The organism is Glaciecola petra (assembly GCF_031846345.1).
Classification (GTDB): domain Bacteria; phylum Pseudomonadota; class Gammaproteobacteria; order Enterobacterales; family Alteromonadaceae; genus Glaciecola; species Glaciecola petra.
In genome coordinates this window covers 1,328,843-1,344,262 of the sequence record NZ_JAVRHX010000001.1, presented here as the reverse complement: position 1 = coordinate 1,344,262, position 15,420 = coordinate 1,328,843, and the positions used below count along the sequence as shown (strand labels likewise).

Genomic DNA, 15,420 nt, shown 5'->3' with positions numbered 1-15,420 from the left:
ATACACTAATATCCATTTAAATACTTTGTTATCAAAGTGTTAACAATCGTCCGTTTCTCTGCATGGAGCCAGTGACCGGCATTAATGATTTTAGCAGTGGCATTTGGAAATTGTTGCTTAATTATCGCCTGATGTTGGCTGGTAATATAATCAGAGTGTTGACCCTTTATAAAAAGTACTTTTCCTGTAAAAACGAGTTCATCTGTTAAATCCCATTTCGACAAAATAGGATAATCTCTGACCAACATTTTTAGATTGAAACGCCATTTCCAAATCCCATCATCGTTGTATAAGCTTTTTAATAGAAATGCCGCGGTACCAACATCTTTTACGTGTTCAGACAGTTGTAATTGAGCATCTTTGCGAGATTGAACAGTTGCCAAATCAACATTTGTTAAACCGCTAATTACGTTGTGGTGTCGAGGTTCATATGCAACTGGAGCCATGTCTAAAATAATAAGATGATTAATAAGTTGTGCCTGCATATGACACAATGTCATGGCGACTTTTCCACCAAGTGAGTGGGCGACAAAACTGGCAGAAGAGATGCCAATGTGCTGCAAGGTAGATGCAAGTTGTTGCGCAGATCGTTTAAAACTGAATGCATCTGACCATGGTGACTCTCCATGGTCTGGCAGATCAATATTGATCACAAAGTAGTCATTTTCCAATGCTCGTCTAATAACGCTTAAGTTGTCACTACTGCCAAACAGCCCATGGATAAGAACAACACAGGGCTTGTCGATTGCGCCATAGGATTTGTAATGTAGTATTTGACTCACTTAATTACCTAAATTGCTAGCAAAGCATTACATATTAGGGTAGTTAGGACCACCTGCACCTTCAGGCACAACCCAGTTAATGTTTTGACTTGGTTCTTTAATATCACAGGTTTTGCAGTGAACACAGTTTTGCCCATTAATCTGAAACTGCTTTTGCCCGTCATTATCTTCAATCACTTCGTACACCCCTGCAGGACAGTATCGTTGCGCAGGTTCATCAAACTTTTCTAAATTTACGCCAATAGGAATAGTGGCATCTTTTAATTGTAGATGACAGGGTTGATCTTCCTCATGGTTGGTGTTTGATAAAAACACGGAAGATAACTTATCAAAACTAAGTTTACCGTCCGCTTTTGGATATGCAATTTTAGGCATACTGGATGCCGTTTCTAAGCAAGCATGGTCTGGAGTAGAATCATTGATGGTAAAGGGAAGTTTGCCGGCAAAAAAGTTTTGGTCTAGCATATTATAAGCACCGCCCAAGACCATCCCAAATTTGTGAATAGCGGGACCAAAATTTCGTGAACCATATAACTCATCATACACCCAAGCATTTTTAAAGTTCTCTGTGTATAAGGCGGGTTCTGCGACCTTTTTGTCAGCTTGCAGCAGCTCAAATAGGGTTTCGGCAGCGACAATACCAGATTTCATTGCCGTGTGGTTGCCTTTAATCTTTGCAAAATTAAGTGTGCCGGCGTTACATCCAACCATTAAACCGCCCGGAAAAGTCATTTTAGGCAGTGAATGTAATCCGCCTTTTGCGATTGCACGTGCCCCATAAGCAACTCGCGTTCCGCCACTTAGAGTATTAGCAATTACTGGATGATGTTTAAGACGTTGAAACTCATCAAAAGGGCTTAGATGAGGATTTTTATAATTAAGGTCTACAATCAAGCCGACAAATACTTGATTATTTTCACCGTGGTATAGATAGCTACCACCAGTTGCATCTGACAAAGGCCACCCGGCGGTATGTACCACTAAACCTTCTTGATGTTGTGATGGCGGAATGTCCCAAATTTCTTTAAAACCAATGGCATAATGTTGAGGGCTACAGTCTTTGTCTAAATCAAACTTTTCGATTAAGGATTTACCAAGGTGTCCTCGACAACCCTCAGCAAATACAGTGTATGTGGCTGTTAGCAGCATTCCCGGCATGTAAGTATCTTTTTGCTCACCTGATTCACTTACCCCCATATCCCCAGTAATCACCCCAGCGACTTTACCACTTTCATCATAATGCACCGAAGCGGCTGCAAAGCCAGGATAAACTTCTATTCCTAACGCTTCGGCTTGTTCGCCAAGCCAGCGACACATATTAGCCATACTAGCAATATAATTACCTTTGTTATGCATTGTCTTTGGCGTAATGGCATTAGGAAGTTTGGTTGCGTTTTTCTCATCTTTTAGTAAATAAATATGATCTTCAGTGACCGATGTAGTCAGTGGAGCGCCCAGCTCTTTCCAATTTGGGAATAATTCATCGAGGGCTCGTGTCTCAAAAACTGCACCAGACAATATGTGAGCACCAATTTCTGAACCTTTTTCCAATACGCAAACGTTCAATTCTTGTTCGCTGGCGTTAGCGAGTTGTTTGAGTTTTATAGCAGTAGACAAGCCAGAAGGACCGGCTCCGACGACGATAACATCAAATTCCATCACTTCTCTTTCCATAATGCGCTCCGGTCTGTAAGTAGGCTATATTTATGCGACGCTATATTTTGCTTGATGTAGCTGCTCAAAGCGAAGTAAATAAGTTTATAGTTCTGTATTCGTCAATTGAATATTACAAGGTGTCAAAACAATGTAAAATTATTATACGCGGAAAAGGTAATCTAGGTTGACGTTTACGTCAACTAAATATAAATTGCAGCCTGAATTCGAAGTATACAATTTTTGAAACGCTTAGAGGACAATATGAAAATTTTAGTACCCATAAAACGTGCTATAGACTACAACGTTAAAGTACGAGTAAAACCTGATAACTCAGATGTCGATTTAACTAACGTTAAAATGGCAATCAATCCTTTTTGCGAAATTGCTGTTGAAGAAGCTATTCGATTAAAAGAAAAAGGCGTAGCTACCGAGATCGTTGTGGTATCGATAGGTGCAAAAGCCGTGCAAGAGCAAATAAGAACAGGCCTAGCTCTTGGCGCAGACCGTGGGATCCATATTGAAACAGACGCGAAACTTGATTCGCTGCAAATTGCTAAATTACTGCAGAAAGTAGTTGATGAAGAAGCACCTGAATTAGTCATTTTGGGTAAACAAGCGATTGATTCAGATAACAATCAAACAGGTCAAATGCTAGCTGCACTAACAGGTATGCCGCAAGGCACTTTTGCTAGTGAGGTTCTTGTGGCTGATGGTAAAGTCAATGTTACCCGTGAAATAGACGGTGGACTACAGACTGTGGCGCTTGATTTGCCTGCTGTTGTTACTACTGATTTGCGCTTAAACGAACCGAGATATGCGTCATTACCAAACATTATGAAAGCAAAACGTAAACCCATTGACGTTAAAAACGCCGCTGATATGGGCGTTGAACTTGCATCAAAAGTGGCCTTACTTAAAGTCACGCCTCCAGCACAAAGGGAAGGTGGTGTCACAGTAGCGAGCGTGGATGAGTTAGTTGAAAAATTAAAAAATGAAGCAAAGGTGATTGCATGAGCATATTAGTATACGCAGAGCACGACAATGAAACCCTGAAAACAGAAACTAACAAACTTGTGCATGCAGCTAGCGCCGCTGGAGATGACATCACGCTCTTGGTTGCAGGTTCAAATTGTGCAACAGTTGCGGAGAATGGCGCAAAAATTACTGGCGTGAGCAAGGTATTGGTTGCCGACAACTCGGTTTATGAGCATCAGTTGCCTGAAAACATTGCTGACTTGGTAGTAGAACTAGCGAGCGAATATACCCATGTGTTTGCCGCCGCGACAACAACGGGCAAAAACTTTATGCCGCGAGTCGCTGCTTTATTGGACGTTGCGCAAATTTCAGACATTATTAGCGTTGAATCTGCCGACACCTTCACTCGCCCGATATATGCCGGAAACGCTATAGCAACTGTTCAGTCTTCTGATGTTAAAAAAGTGGTAACCGTTCGCGCAGCCGCTTTTGACGCTGCCGGAAACGAAGGCAATGCAAGTGTTGAGTCAGTAGGGTCGGTCATTGAGGCTGTTAAATCTAGTTTCGTATCTGCAGAGCTGACCGAATCTGAACGCCCAGAATTAACCGCTGCTGAAGTTATCATCTCGGGTGGTCGTGGCATGCAAAATGGTGAAAACTTTGCCTTATTAAACGGTATAGCAGACAAGTTAGGCGCCGCTATTGGCGCATCTCGTGCTGCTGTTGACGCAGGCTTTGTGCCTAACGATATGCAAGTTGGGCAAACGGGTAAAATTGTCGCTCCTCAACTATATATCGCAGTGGGAATTTCTGGAGCGATTCAACATTTAGCCGGTATGAAAGACTCAAAGGTGATTGTTGCTATTAACAAAGATGAAGAAGCGCCAATATTCCAAGTCGCTGATTATGGCTTGGTAGGCGATTTATTCGAAGAGCTTCCCAAGTTAGAAGCAGCTTTATAGGTGTAAATGCGAATAGCATTTTGATACAACACCATTAAAGGTAAAATGAAGACAAAAACGGGGCCAAAATAGCCCCGTTTTTTTACATTTATAAAAGCAAATGAATACAGTTTCTATCATTAAAAGCAAATGTATTAGTTTGCATTTTTAGCTTAAATTGTCTCGTTTAAATTAAAACAAGCGGCAATAATTTCTGCTTCTTCTGGTGTATTCATGACGTGAAGAGAAATTCTAAATAATCCATTTCGTTGATCAAATCGGACATGATGATGCTTAAGTTTTTTAATCGTTATTGAGGTATTTGCTGCTTGTATACACAGACTCCCCCCTGTGGCTTTACTAATTTCACTTTGGTTTAAAAAAGCATAAGCGCTATGGGCCAAACACTCTTCACTTAGCTTATTAATGAGTGTTTGTTTTAAACTGTAGTTATGCGTAACCAAGTATTGATAACTTATTTTTTTAAGCACTTCGATTGACGCGTTTGCTAATACATAGGGGGCTACAGAGGGAGTGCCGCCCCAAAATCGTTTGGCATCTTTGGCGTTTTTATAATGCGTCATATCAAACTCGAAGGGATTTTCATGAGAAAACCAACCCAATAAATCAGCTTGCAGTGTTGTAACAATATTCGCATTCACTACCATAAATCCGGCGCCTGAACCCCCGCATAACCACTTAACACATGAACCAAATATTGCCTCAACCTGCCAGTTAGCAAAGTCGACAGGAACAATCCCTATTGATTGTGCAACATCGACACAAATATAGGGCGTAAACTCTCTTATTGCATCCACTATGGTCGGTATATCAGATTTAATTGAAGTATTTGAATGTACGTGAGTAATCAGACAAGCCAAAACATCATGTTTTTCGCAAATTTCACGCCAAGCTTCAATGTTATTTGCTGCACCTTTTACAAGTACGAGTTCTAGTTGATAACTATGCGCTAGTCCGGTCACTACAAAACCCATAGATGCAAAAGCATCCTCGTGCATAACAACTACTCTTTGCTGACGCGTTTCAGGGCGTTTTGCTATAGCACTTAAAAAACTCGAAAAACCAGAAGCTAAATTACTTTGTGGACAAACTTCACTTTCTTTTGCGTTTACTAACTGCGCGATATTGCGATTAAATGCGCTGATTTGAGCTAGCCAAGATGGCCAAGCATCACCACCTTCTGCTTGCCAAGGCTCAAAGTAGTGACGCTCTAAAGCTACTTTTGCGGCCTTTGGTAGTGGACCTACCGAATGTGATAGTGCATATATGCCATTAGGAATAATAAATTCAGAAGCGTAGTTAGTCATAATGGACCTTATAATTTAAGTGTTTGATTTACCACTAATAGACGGTCTGACCTTGCCGTATTCGACACTCCATTTGTCGGTCATGGCACAACGTATGTCCCAAAGTTCTGGGAAAAATCGTTTAGCAGCGCCTTTTTGCAATAAGTCAACTGGTCGGCCTTTCAAAGATGCGGAACCCAAGCCAATTGAACGATGAATTAAAAACATATGACGCCACCTGAACAACTGCAGTTGTTCATCAAATTCAATTAATGCTTCAGCTACCGCGTATTTGTGATCATGGATGTATTCGTCATCATATATAGATTCAATACTGTATTTTCCGTTTTCTAAATAATATTGAGTAAAATGTGCCCATAAATCATTAGGCATTTTCAGTAACATCCTAAAACCGGGCGATTCTTGCCCACTTCCGTTACCAAGTTGTAATCTGATTTGTTGATATTCTTTCGGCGACATTGTTTCTAGCACGTCCAATTGATCTACCATCATTCGTTGTAATTTATGGACTCGTGAAAATAATGTAATGACGCGATGATGAGATTGATTTTCCATATAATCTAAAATATCTACTAGCGTAAAACAAATGAGTTTCATCCATAATTCTTCAACTTGGTGAATGATTTGAAACTGCATTTCGTCTGCTGTTGCAAGGTCTTTAATTGCCTTTTGACAATCTAAAAGCTTGTCGCATTGCAAATAGACACCATAATCTAGCATGTCTGGTGATTCTATCATTCTGTAATACTTATCTTTTTGCATATGTCATCCTAGAGTGAAAGTGTATCAGCTCAATCTTATGAATAGAGTACTACAAATGCGTCAGAACAATGTCCTTATGTTTTGCGTATTATGTTTTAAGTGGGCATAATGTTCTTATAAAAGGTTTAATAGGTAAAAAATGTTCTTTAATTATGGATAAAATAGATAGAAAAATTCTTTCCGTATTGGAAGGGGACGCCCGAATTTCATTTGCTGATTTAGCGCTAAAAGTGGGTCTAAGCAAAACGCCATGCTGGAATAGGGTAAAAGAGTTAGAACTAAAGGGGGTTATAAGCGCTTATACCGCCAGAGTAGATCCTTACGCCATAGGATTAGAAGTGCAGGCAATTGTGCAACTAGTTTTAAATTTTGGCCAAGCAGATGCATTTGAAGAAAGCGTATTGAGACATGAAAAAATTTTGCACTGTTTTGCTGTCACTGGTGACTATGATTATGTGCTGCATGTAGTGGCTAAAAATATAAGAGATCTAGATGAATTTTTACGCAGTGAATTGTCGCAATTCAGTGGTGTAGAGCGTTTCAGTACCGCTATAAGTACTCGCAGTATTAAAGAAATAGGGCGTTTATTACCCATATCTGAGAAAGACACATAACTGAAATTTGCTTCATACACATTCGCAAATGTTACATTTAGACACAATTTAGGTAAAGATTCTGACAAATCTTTAATAGTAAATCCTAGTCCATTGTCCCTGCATGAGCGTATAATTATAACATTAACAAGATTATCACAACGTTAGGAAAATTCATGAGTAGTGGTTTACGTAAAACGGGCTTGCCCGTCATTCTTTTGGTGACAGCCATCGCAATAATGGTCGTATTAATCCAATTGAAGCCTGAGCCAGAAGTTAAAGAAGTTGAAGTACAAGACTTTTTAGTTGATGCCGTTGATATCTTCTCCCAGGACGTTGAGTTTTTAGTCTATGCACAAGGCGCTGTGCAACCTAAAAACAAAACTGTCTTAAGTTCGCAAGTGAGTGGCCGAGTTATTACGATTTCGGAGAAATTCAATGAAGGTGGATTTTTCAGAAAAGGCGATATGTTAGTTGAGTTAGAAAGTGATGATTATAAAACAGACTTGCTTCTTGCTGAGGCAGAAGTAGCAAGAGTTCAAGCAAGTTTAGATGAAGAAATTGCTCGTGGGAAAGTGGCTGAACGTGAGTGGAGTTCGGTAAATTCGGGTACGCCACCTGAACTTGGCCTGCGCAAACCTCAATTAGCGCGAGAAAAAGCTAACTTAAAAGCGGCAAAAGCAGGTTTAGACAGGGCAAAAAGGAATCTTGAACGGACTATTATTCGAGCCCCTTACGATGGCTTAGTAAAAACTCGCATGGTCGACCTAGGTCAATTTGTGGCACTTGGAAGCCAAATAGGAGAAGTGTTCTCTACAGACGTTGCCGAAGTTCGTTTGCCACTTACTGATAATGACGTGGCATTCTTAGGTGATTTAGACGAAAAACAACCTAATGTAACCTTGAGTGCTGATATCGCCGGTAAACGCCATTTTTGGCAGGGGAAACTGGTAAGAGATGAAGCCGTATTAGACGAAGCGAGAAGAGTTATTTATGGAGTAGTTGAGGTTCAAGACCCCTATAATATGGTCACTAAAGTACATCAAAGCGAATTGAAGTTTGGACGTTTTGTAAGTGCCGCAATTAGTGGTTTAAACGCTAGTAATATTATTAAGTTACCACGTTTTGTTATGCGCTTAGACGGCACCGTTTTAACCGTAGATAAAGATATGAAGTTGCAAATTAATACGGTTGACGTGATGCGTGCAGAAGAAGACTTTGTGTACATCAGTGGAGGCTTGCCTAGCGAACATAAAGTGGTGATGTCAGCAGTGTCGACACCATACAATGGCATGCCAGTTAGATTTGTGGATGACAATTCTGAACCACCGCCGTCAATAGACGAAGATGAGCCAGGTGAGATAAGCTTATGAACAGTAAGATAGACACAAATAAAGGCATTGTTGCATGGTTTGCGCGCAATAATGTAGCTGCAAATTTGCTCATGATAATCATCATAGCGGGCGGTATTGCAGGCATCTTCAAGGTACAAAAACAAATATTCCCTCAATTTGTACTTAACTTAATTAGTGTACAGGTTCCTTATTTAGGTGCTGCACCACAGGAAGTCGAAGAAGGAGTAATTCTTAGAATAGAAGAGGCCATAAAAGATCTAGAAGGGATTAAAAAAATTACGTCTACTTCGCGTGAAGGCCTTGGCTCGGTAACCATTGAAGTGCTTGATAACTATGATGTGCAAGACCTACTTGACGAAATAAAAGTACAAGTAGATGCAATTTCCACTTTTCCCGCAAATACTGAAAAGCCAGTTGTTTATCGATTGAAAGCACAACAAGATGTATTGTGGGTGTCTGTTTATGGTGATGTCACCGAACGTGAATTGAAAGAATTAACTAAATCGATACGTGATGAAATTGCTAACCTTGATGGTATCTCAGATGTAGGTGTATTTGGCGCTAGAGACTATGAAGTATCAGTGGAAATAGCCGAGGTACAACTGCAAGCATATGATTTGACTTTTGATGACGTCGTTGCCGCGATAAGACGCTCATCGGTTGATATACCCGGCGGGTCAATACGTTCAGACAATGGTGATATTTTATTAAGAGCAAAAGGTCAGGCTTATAGTGCGTGGGATTTTGCAAAAATTCCACTTATAAACAGAAGCGATGGTACACGTTTATTGATTGGTGACATTGCCTCGATTAATGATGGGTTTGTTGAAGACAATAATTTTGCGAGATTTGATGGAAAAACAGCAATGAACATTCGCGTCAGAGCTGTTGGCGATCAAAACGCCTTAGAAATATCAAAAAACGTCAATGAATATCTAGACAAAAAACGGACGGAGTTACCCGCCAATGTGCAAGCTGACTCATGGGGGGACAGTTCATTTTACCTAAATGACCGTCTTAGCATGATGTTGTGGAATATGTTACAAGGGGCTGTTTTAGTCTTTATTGTGCTGTCAATTTTCTTAAAGCTGAAGCTTGCAGCTTGGGTAATGGTTGGTTTGCCAGTTTGTTTTTTAGGCACCTTGATGGTCATGCCAATGGATAACATAGATGTGTCTATCAATCTGTTAAGTCTGTTTGGGTTTATTTTGGTACTTGGTATAGTGGTCGACGACGCCATTATAATGGGGGAATCCGCCTATGCAGAAATAGATAAAAACGGGCATAGCTTGGATAATGTTATCCGCGGTGTACAAAAAGTAGCGATGCCAGCTACTTTCGGTGTATTAACAACCATAGCCGCATTTTCACCTATGTTAATGGTCAGCGGCACCTTTGGTGTCATTTGGAAGACCATCGGCATGGTGGTAATTTTGTGTCTTGTATTTTCGTTAATAGAATCTAAATTGATTTTACCTGCCCATCTTGGCCACATGAAAGTCAAACCTTATGATCCTAAAACGGCCAATGGTTTGCAAAGAGCGCGCCAACGGTTTAATGAAATGCTAGCGCACTTTATTAAAGAAAAATACGGTAAATTTTTAATAGCGGCGGTTAAAAACCGTTACACCACACTTACCGCATTTTTGGCAATGTTTATAGTGACTATTGGTTTATTTGCAGGAGGACAAGTACGCTTCGTATTTTTCCCCAATATCCCCTCTGACTTTATGATTGCATCAATTGAAATGGAAGCAGGTTCGTCTTTAAAACAACGTGACTTGGCAATTGAAGAGTTATTACGAGCAGCCCAGCGCATGAATAAACAAATTATTGATGAGACAGGAGCGCCTGCGATAAAGCATTCTTTGGCTTTCGATAATGGCCCCTTGTCTGGGCAACTATTTGTAGAACTTACAAAAGGTGAAACTCGCGAATTAACCGACAAAGATATGCAAGATATATGGCGTAATTTTATGCCTGAAATTCCTGGTGTTAGGTCATTGGATATAGGCAGTCCAGGCGGTCCTGGTGGCGGTTCCGATTTAAGTTTCGAATTTAGTTCTAACAATATACAACCACTTAAAAACGTCACTAAAGAATTAAAGAGTTACTTAGAAGGCTACAATGGTGTTACTGAAGTTAATGATTCATTTAGTGGTGGGAGTGACGAAATTCAGCTTGAAGTAAAACCACAAGCTGAAGCACTTGGCATTAGTTTATCTCAACTTGCTCAACAGGTTAGATATGGATTTTATGGTGCCGAAGCGCAACGCATTCAGCGTGAAGACGAAGAAGTCAAAGTCATGGTGCGCTATCCAAAAGAAGATCGTAACTCCATTGGTAACTTAGAAAACATGCGTGTGCGCGCACCCAATGGGGATGATGTGCCATTTAACCAAGTAGCAGATGTTCGCATGTCGGAAGGATATGCCAGCATTATTCGTGTAGATGGCTCGCGCTCTATTACAGTAAATGGAAAAGTGAATAAAGACATTGTTGATCCAGGTGAAGTTGCCTCAACAATAATGAAAGATGTGATACCAGAAATGCTTGAACGTTACCCTGAAGTAACATTTAAACTGCAAGGGATTTCAAAAGAGCAAAGTGAAGCGACGTTCTCACTAGCACAAGGCTTTTTATTTGCTTTGTTTATGATATTTGCACTTATGGCTATCCCTTTAAAGTCTTACTCGCAACCGCTTATTATTATGTCGGTGATTCCATTTGGCTTAGTAGGGGCGGTCATTGGACATTTGATAATGGGTGAGGCGATAAGTGTACTTTCTATTTGTGGTATTATTGCCCTTGCTGGCGTTGTGGTAAATGATTCATTAATTATGGTGGATTTTGTTAACCGTGCACGCAAAGAAGGCTATGCTCTTTTAGATGCAGTCTATCAGGCAGGAACACAACGTTTTAGAGCTATTATTTTAACGTCTTTGACAACATTCATGGGTTTGTTGCCGATATTATTTGAAAAAAGTCTGCAAGCTCAAATAGTTATTCCAATGGCAATTTCACTCGCCTTCGGTATATTATTTGCTACCATCATCACATTATTGCTTGTACCATCTCTGTACTTAATATTAGATGATATCAAAAATCTGTTTAGAGGAAAAAAGCACTTAGCACGTGAACTTCCTAAAGAAGAGCTCAAAGCGTGAGTGCTTAAAAAGAGTGCCAATAGCGCTCTTTGATTTCCACAAAGAATAAGGACGTCAAGTGGCGGAAGAAGCGCTTTACAAAACCAATGATCAACATCCACTCAGCTCTCTTGAATGGTCTGTAACAACTATCAGCCCCATTGATATCGCGTTTAGCTTACCCTTAGGTTTTGCAAAAGATAGTGATCAAACACGCGAAATTATTGCTCAAATAGTTGAACTCGTTCCAACAATAAACGCTGTCATTCCTAAACACTCTAAACAACTTGGTTCTTTTGTGGATGCAGAGTATTTGTCTTTAGAAGACGATGTGTCATCGTTAGCTCTTTTTTCATGGGCGCATGAAGTTAAAGGTAACAAGGTTAAATTTCACATCTTTCCAAATAGTATAGCGATAGCCGAGGTGATATTAAATCAGCTCTATGCCAATGACGCCCAAGCGCTTGATGATTTAGTGTTAGATCACACTAAAACAATTCTAGATGAGGCTTATACCGAATTTGACAGCATCCTAGTAGAACTTGAGAAGTCGTTGACTAACTCAGAAGCAATTTTTGATAGAAGCGGCGCTAAGGCAAAAGTATACTGGCCATCACGCAGTCTTATATTAAATGAAGATCAAACTAAAGATGTGAAACGAGCGCCAATAATAAAAGACTGGCTTGCGGAAACCTTGCGCAAAAGTGACGCGCAGCGGATTATAAATGGCGAGATTCAGCACTCAATGACTTGGATTAAATATATTGTCGTTGATTCACCATCTGAAAACGGCAGTGGATTCAGTGAACATAAACAGCTCTGCTTAGACACCATGATATTGGCGCAATATTGCTATACTGCGCAAGAAAAGTGCAATAGACAATTACGGCAAGCTATAGAATGGGCGTTTAAGGGTGAAAAAAAGAAATTAGAGTCACAATTACAACGTGCTAAACGTTCTTTAGAAAAAGGGCGCGTGGTTTCAAAATTACACAGCGTAGAAGTAAACGAATGCTTAAGGCATCTTAATCGAAAAAAACGGGAGTTGATTGAGGATATATTTAAGTGCTGGGAATATGAGCGGCTAGTCGAGAATGGCAATGTTATGCTAGATGTATGCAAGGATAAAATTAATGAAGCAAATTCGAGACAAGCTAAAATTAGTGCTTACAAAACAGAATACATATTAATTGGGATTAGTTTGTTTACCGTTTTAGACTTCTTTTTCTTTGTCACGCAATTTAGTCGCGAAGCGATGGCCAATCCAACGCTCGATCATAACGATGGTGGTCCCTCTTCATTCTTAACGATAATTGCAGAAATCCCTGCCGATTTAATGTTTTTCATTGGGATTGTCGCAGCGGGTTTGATTTTTATCACCTACAAAAAAGTGAAAGGCTAAGATATGTATGTCGGCAACTTATTAAGCAAGACAATCACAAGTTGTTTTACACTTTTGTTGTGCTTATCTTATGTCGAGTTAAGTGCAGCGGCATCCCAAGTCGAAGGTAATACAGCGATACAAAAGCAATCTCTTACTGTTTATGTAGATGATTTTCCACCCTATATTAATTCTGCTAACAAACCCCTAGGTAGCGCTGCTCGGACCTTAAAGGTGTTGGGTAAATATGCAGATGTTAATATTGATTTTGAATACCTACCATACTCAGATGCAATGGCACTCATGCGCTTGCAACGTGATCTTGTTTCGTTTCCGTATTTTTACACTGAACAACGAGCTGAAGAGTTCTATTTTTCTGAGCCAATTTCTACCGTTTCTATTCAGGTTTTTTACAGTAGGCAATTTAACAATATCGGTGATCGTAAAAATTTAGAAGCGTTAAAAGTGGGTAAAGTTGACGGCAATAGTTATGGTCAAGAAATAGACAATATGCTTGTTAATGCTGAAATATTTGATAATGAGATTAACGCGGTTGCGGCATTAATGAATAATACTATTGACGTGTTGCCAATGGCTAAAGGAGTAATGGATGCAATTATTCAATCTCACTATAGTGCGCAAAAAGAGTTAATTCGTCCCATTTTAGCCATACAAGGTACCGAAAAGTTTCATTTAATGGCGCCAAAAAGTGATTATGGTAAGCAGGTAATTGATACCCTAAATGCGGCAATTAAACTCAAGTTTGGAAACGAAACACCGCTAGAGAACAAAATTGAGTCTGCACCAAAGGTTGATCTCGCCGAATTAATTCCAGCAGAAGGATTTCCAGCGATAATTGGAAAAGGTGTTAATGATGATGAGTCTTACACTCTGCCAATTGGCACTAAAGCCATTGTTCTTGACTGGAGTGAAGGTATACGTCGACCTAACTCTGCAACTAATATTAATCGAAATATGTTGTTAACTAGTAAAGTTGTTATTCTAAATGGACCTCATGTCGGAAAAGAAATGATGGTTCGTAATATGCACATTCAGCTCCAATAATGACCAGACCTAAACCTATGTGATGTAGTCCTTTAATGAACTTAGAAATAATTTTTAGTATTTTGGGTTGGTCAGGCACCGTTATTTATTTAGCCAATCATACTTATATCAGTGTAAAAGCCGATTGGCGCAAATGGATTTATTTTGGTGGTAATTTAATTGCGGCCACTTTTCTACTTATTCAATCTACCTATTTGGCGTCATGGCAAGCGGTGGTTATTAATGCTTTTTGGATGCTTATTAGTATGTGTTTGTTGGCGGGAATTAGTTTTGAACGCATATATGTGAATGCCAAATATTACTACGTATTATGTGCGGTATTGTTTAGCAGTTTGTGTATCACGGGCCTTTTTATTGACTTTGTTCACTTAGCTCAGTTGTTTGCATGGTCATCGGCTTTCGTTTTTTGCTCCTGTTACTTCTTGTTCTCAGCGAAACGAATTAGCTCACGTGCATATTTAACGTTTAACATTTATGCTGCTTTAGTGCTGTTACCACAACTCTACTTTACGTCTAATTGGCCAGCTTTTGGGCTGGAAGTTGCGTGGGCGGCAATATCAACCTACGGTGTGATTAAAAGCTATCAGAATGTACATTTAATTGATTAGCGTTTGCTAGCTTTATTTTTGGATAATTCATAGACACAAATATTGACTGCACTCGCTACATTGAGTGAGTCTATATTTCCGCTGCCTTCAATATTAAATGGCTCTGCTCTGCACCCCGTTAGCTCACTCAAGGGCACACCGCGAGCTTCATTTCCAAATAAGTAGCATTTATATTCGAAAAACGCTGCCGAATTGATAGATTTACCTTCCATATCAAGGTACGCAAATTTATCAAACCTATTGTGTAAATCATCTAAACTGACTTCTTGTTCGATGGGGACATGAAAAATTGCACCCATGCTAGCCCTGATAACTTTGGGGTTAAATGGGTCAACGCTATTTTTACTTAATAACAAACGGAAGTCCCCAAACCACGCCAAAGTTCTGATTATCGTTCCTAGGTTGCCAGGGTCTTGTATTTCGTGTAAATACACACAAGGCTGTTTTGCATAATGATCTGATACTGTGACTGCCTTTGGCATAGGGACACAGGCTAAAATACCTTGAGGGTTCTTGGTATTACTTAAACCTGCCATTTGCTTTGTGTCTACCTGCACAACATTAAAATCATTGGAAAGTTTTTGCGCTAAAGGCCTGTGTGTTTCAGAGAAGTATATTGTCGCCTGCTTTAAATATGCTTGAGTTAATGCGGCTTTTTTAAGCTCAAGAATAAGATGTTCACCTTCTAGCAAATAACTATCAAATTGGGTTCGATATTTTTTTTGTTGTAGTTTTTTAATATCGCTTAGTTTCATTGATGACAGCCCGCTTTTTGTATGAGGATTTCTCAGCTCAACAATTGTAGCGCTTTGAATGCCTTAAGTCAGG

General features: G+C 39.7%; 13 protein-coding genes. 8 read left to right on the top strand and 5 right to left on the bottom strand.

Translation table 11 applies throughout. The features are described from left to right. Nucleotides 1-5 precede the first annotated feature (5 nt). Nucleotides 6-782: an alpha/beta fold hydrolase gene (locus RM552_RS05970; RefSeq protein ID WP_311367858.1), complete on the bottom strand. Its 777-nt coding sequence runs from the start codon at nt 780-782 to the stop codon at nt 6-8. 27 nt (nt 783-809) lie between these two features. Beyond that, on the bottom strand, nt 810-2,456 hold the full coding sequence (locus tag RM552_RS05965; RefSeq protein ID WP_311367857.1) for an electron transfer flavoprotein-ubiquinone oxidoreductase: 1,647 nt from the start codon (nt 2,454-2,456) through the stop codon (nt 810-812). Between the two features lie 243 nt (nt 2,457-2,699). Between RM552_RS05965 and RM552_RS05960 the strand changes: the two genes are divergently transcribed. Both RM552_RS05960 and RM552_RS05955 read left to right on the top strand, forming a co-directional pair. Continuing rightward, nucleotides 2,700-3,452: an electron transfer flavoprotein subunit beta/FixA family protein gene (locus RM552_RS05960; protein ID WP_311367856.1), complete on the top strand. Its 753-nt coding sequence runs from the start codon at nt 2,700-2,702 to the stop codon at nt 3,450-3,452. Further along, nucleotides 3,449-4,375: an electron transfer flavoprotein subunit alpha/FixB family protein gene (locus RM552_RS05955; RefSeq protein WP_311367855.1), complete on the top strand. Its 927-nt coding sequence runs from the start codon at nt 3,449-3,451 to the stop codon at nt 4,373-4,375. Before RM552_RS05960 ends, RM552_RS05955 begins: the two co-directional genes overlap by 4 nt. Nucleotides 4,376-4,527: 152 nt before the next feature. Here RM552_RS05955 and RM552_RS05950 read toward each other — a convergent pair whose 3' ends face one another. Continuing rightward, nucleotides 4,528-5,682, bottom strand: coding sequence for an aminotransferase class V-fold PLP-dependent enzyme (locus RM552_RS05950; RefSeq protein ID WP_311367854.1), 1,155 nt, complete (start codon nt 5,680-5,682; stop codon nt 4,528-4,530). A 15-nt stretch (nt 5,683-5,697) separates the two neighbouring features. Beyond that, the gene (locus RM552_RS05945; protein ID WP_311367853.1) at nt 5,698-6,444 is read right to left on the bottom strand and encodes a tryptophan 2,3-dioxygenase family protein; all 747 of its coding nucleotides are present in this window, start codon (nt 6,442-6,444) and stop codon (nt 5,698-5,700) included. Between the two features lie 152 nt (nt 6,445-6,596). On the opposite strand from RM552_RS05945, the gene RM552_RS05940 reads away from it, so the two are divergent. The 6 genes from RM552_RS05940 (at nt 6,597) to RM552_RS05915 (ending at nt 14,592) form a co-directional block, all read left to right on the top strand. Continuing rightward, the gene (locus RM552_RS05940) at nt 6,597-7,058 is read left to right on the top strand and encodes an Lrp/AsnC family transcriptional regulator (protein ID WP_311367852.1); all 462 of its coding nucleotides are present in this window, start codon (nt 6,597-6,599) and stop codon (nt 7,056-7,058) included. A 155-nt stretch (nt 7,059-7,213) separates the two neighbouring features. Next, a complete protein-coding gene (locus tag RM552_RS05935; RefSeq protein WP_311367851.1) occupies nt 7,214-8,410 on the top strand; it encodes an efflux RND transporter periplasmic adaptor subunit in 1,197 nt (398 codons plus the stop codon). After that, the gene (locus RM552_RS05930) at nt 8,407-11,559 is read left to right on the top strand and encodes an efflux RND transporter permease subunit (protein WP_311367850.1); all 3,153 of its coding nucleotides are present in this window, start codon (nt 8,407-8,409) and stop codon (nt 11,557-11,559) included. The genes RM552_RS05935 and RM552_RS05930 overlap by 4 nt, the downstream gene beginning before the upstream one ends. Nucleotides 11,560-11,617: 58 nt before the next feature. Then, nucleotides 11,618-12,940 carry a hypothetical protein gene (locus tag RM552_RS05925; protein WP_311367849.1) on the top strand — a complete coding sequence of 441 codons (1,323 nt, stop codon included), beginning with the start codon at nt 11,618-11,620 and terminating at the stop codon, nt 12,938-12,940. Nucleotides 12,941-12,943: 3 nt separating this feature from the next. Beyond that, entirely contained in the window at nt 12,944-13,984 is a 1,041-nt protein-coding gene (locus tag RM552_RS05920; RefSeq protein WP_311367848.1) for a substrate-binding periplasmic protein, read from the top strand. A 35-nt stretch (nt 13,985-14,019) separates the two neighbouring features. Next, nucleotides 14,020-14,592 (top strand): CBU_0592 family membrane protein, encoded by a 573-nt coding sequence (locus RM552_RS05915; RefSeq protein ID WP_311367847.1) that lies wholly within the window; start codon nt 14,020-14,022, stop codon nt 14,590-14,592. Here RM552_RS05915 and RM552_RS05910 read toward each other — a convergent pair. After that, on the bottom strand, nt 14,589-15,347 hold the full coding sequence (locus RM552_RS05910; RefSeq protein ID WP_311367846.1) for a TrmH family RNA methyltransferase: 759 nt from the start codon (nt 15,345-15,347) through the stop codon (nt 14,589-14,591). The genes RM552_RS05915 and RM552_RS05910 overlap by 4 nt on opposite strands. Between the last annotated feature and the right edge of the window lie 73 nt (nt 15,348-15,420).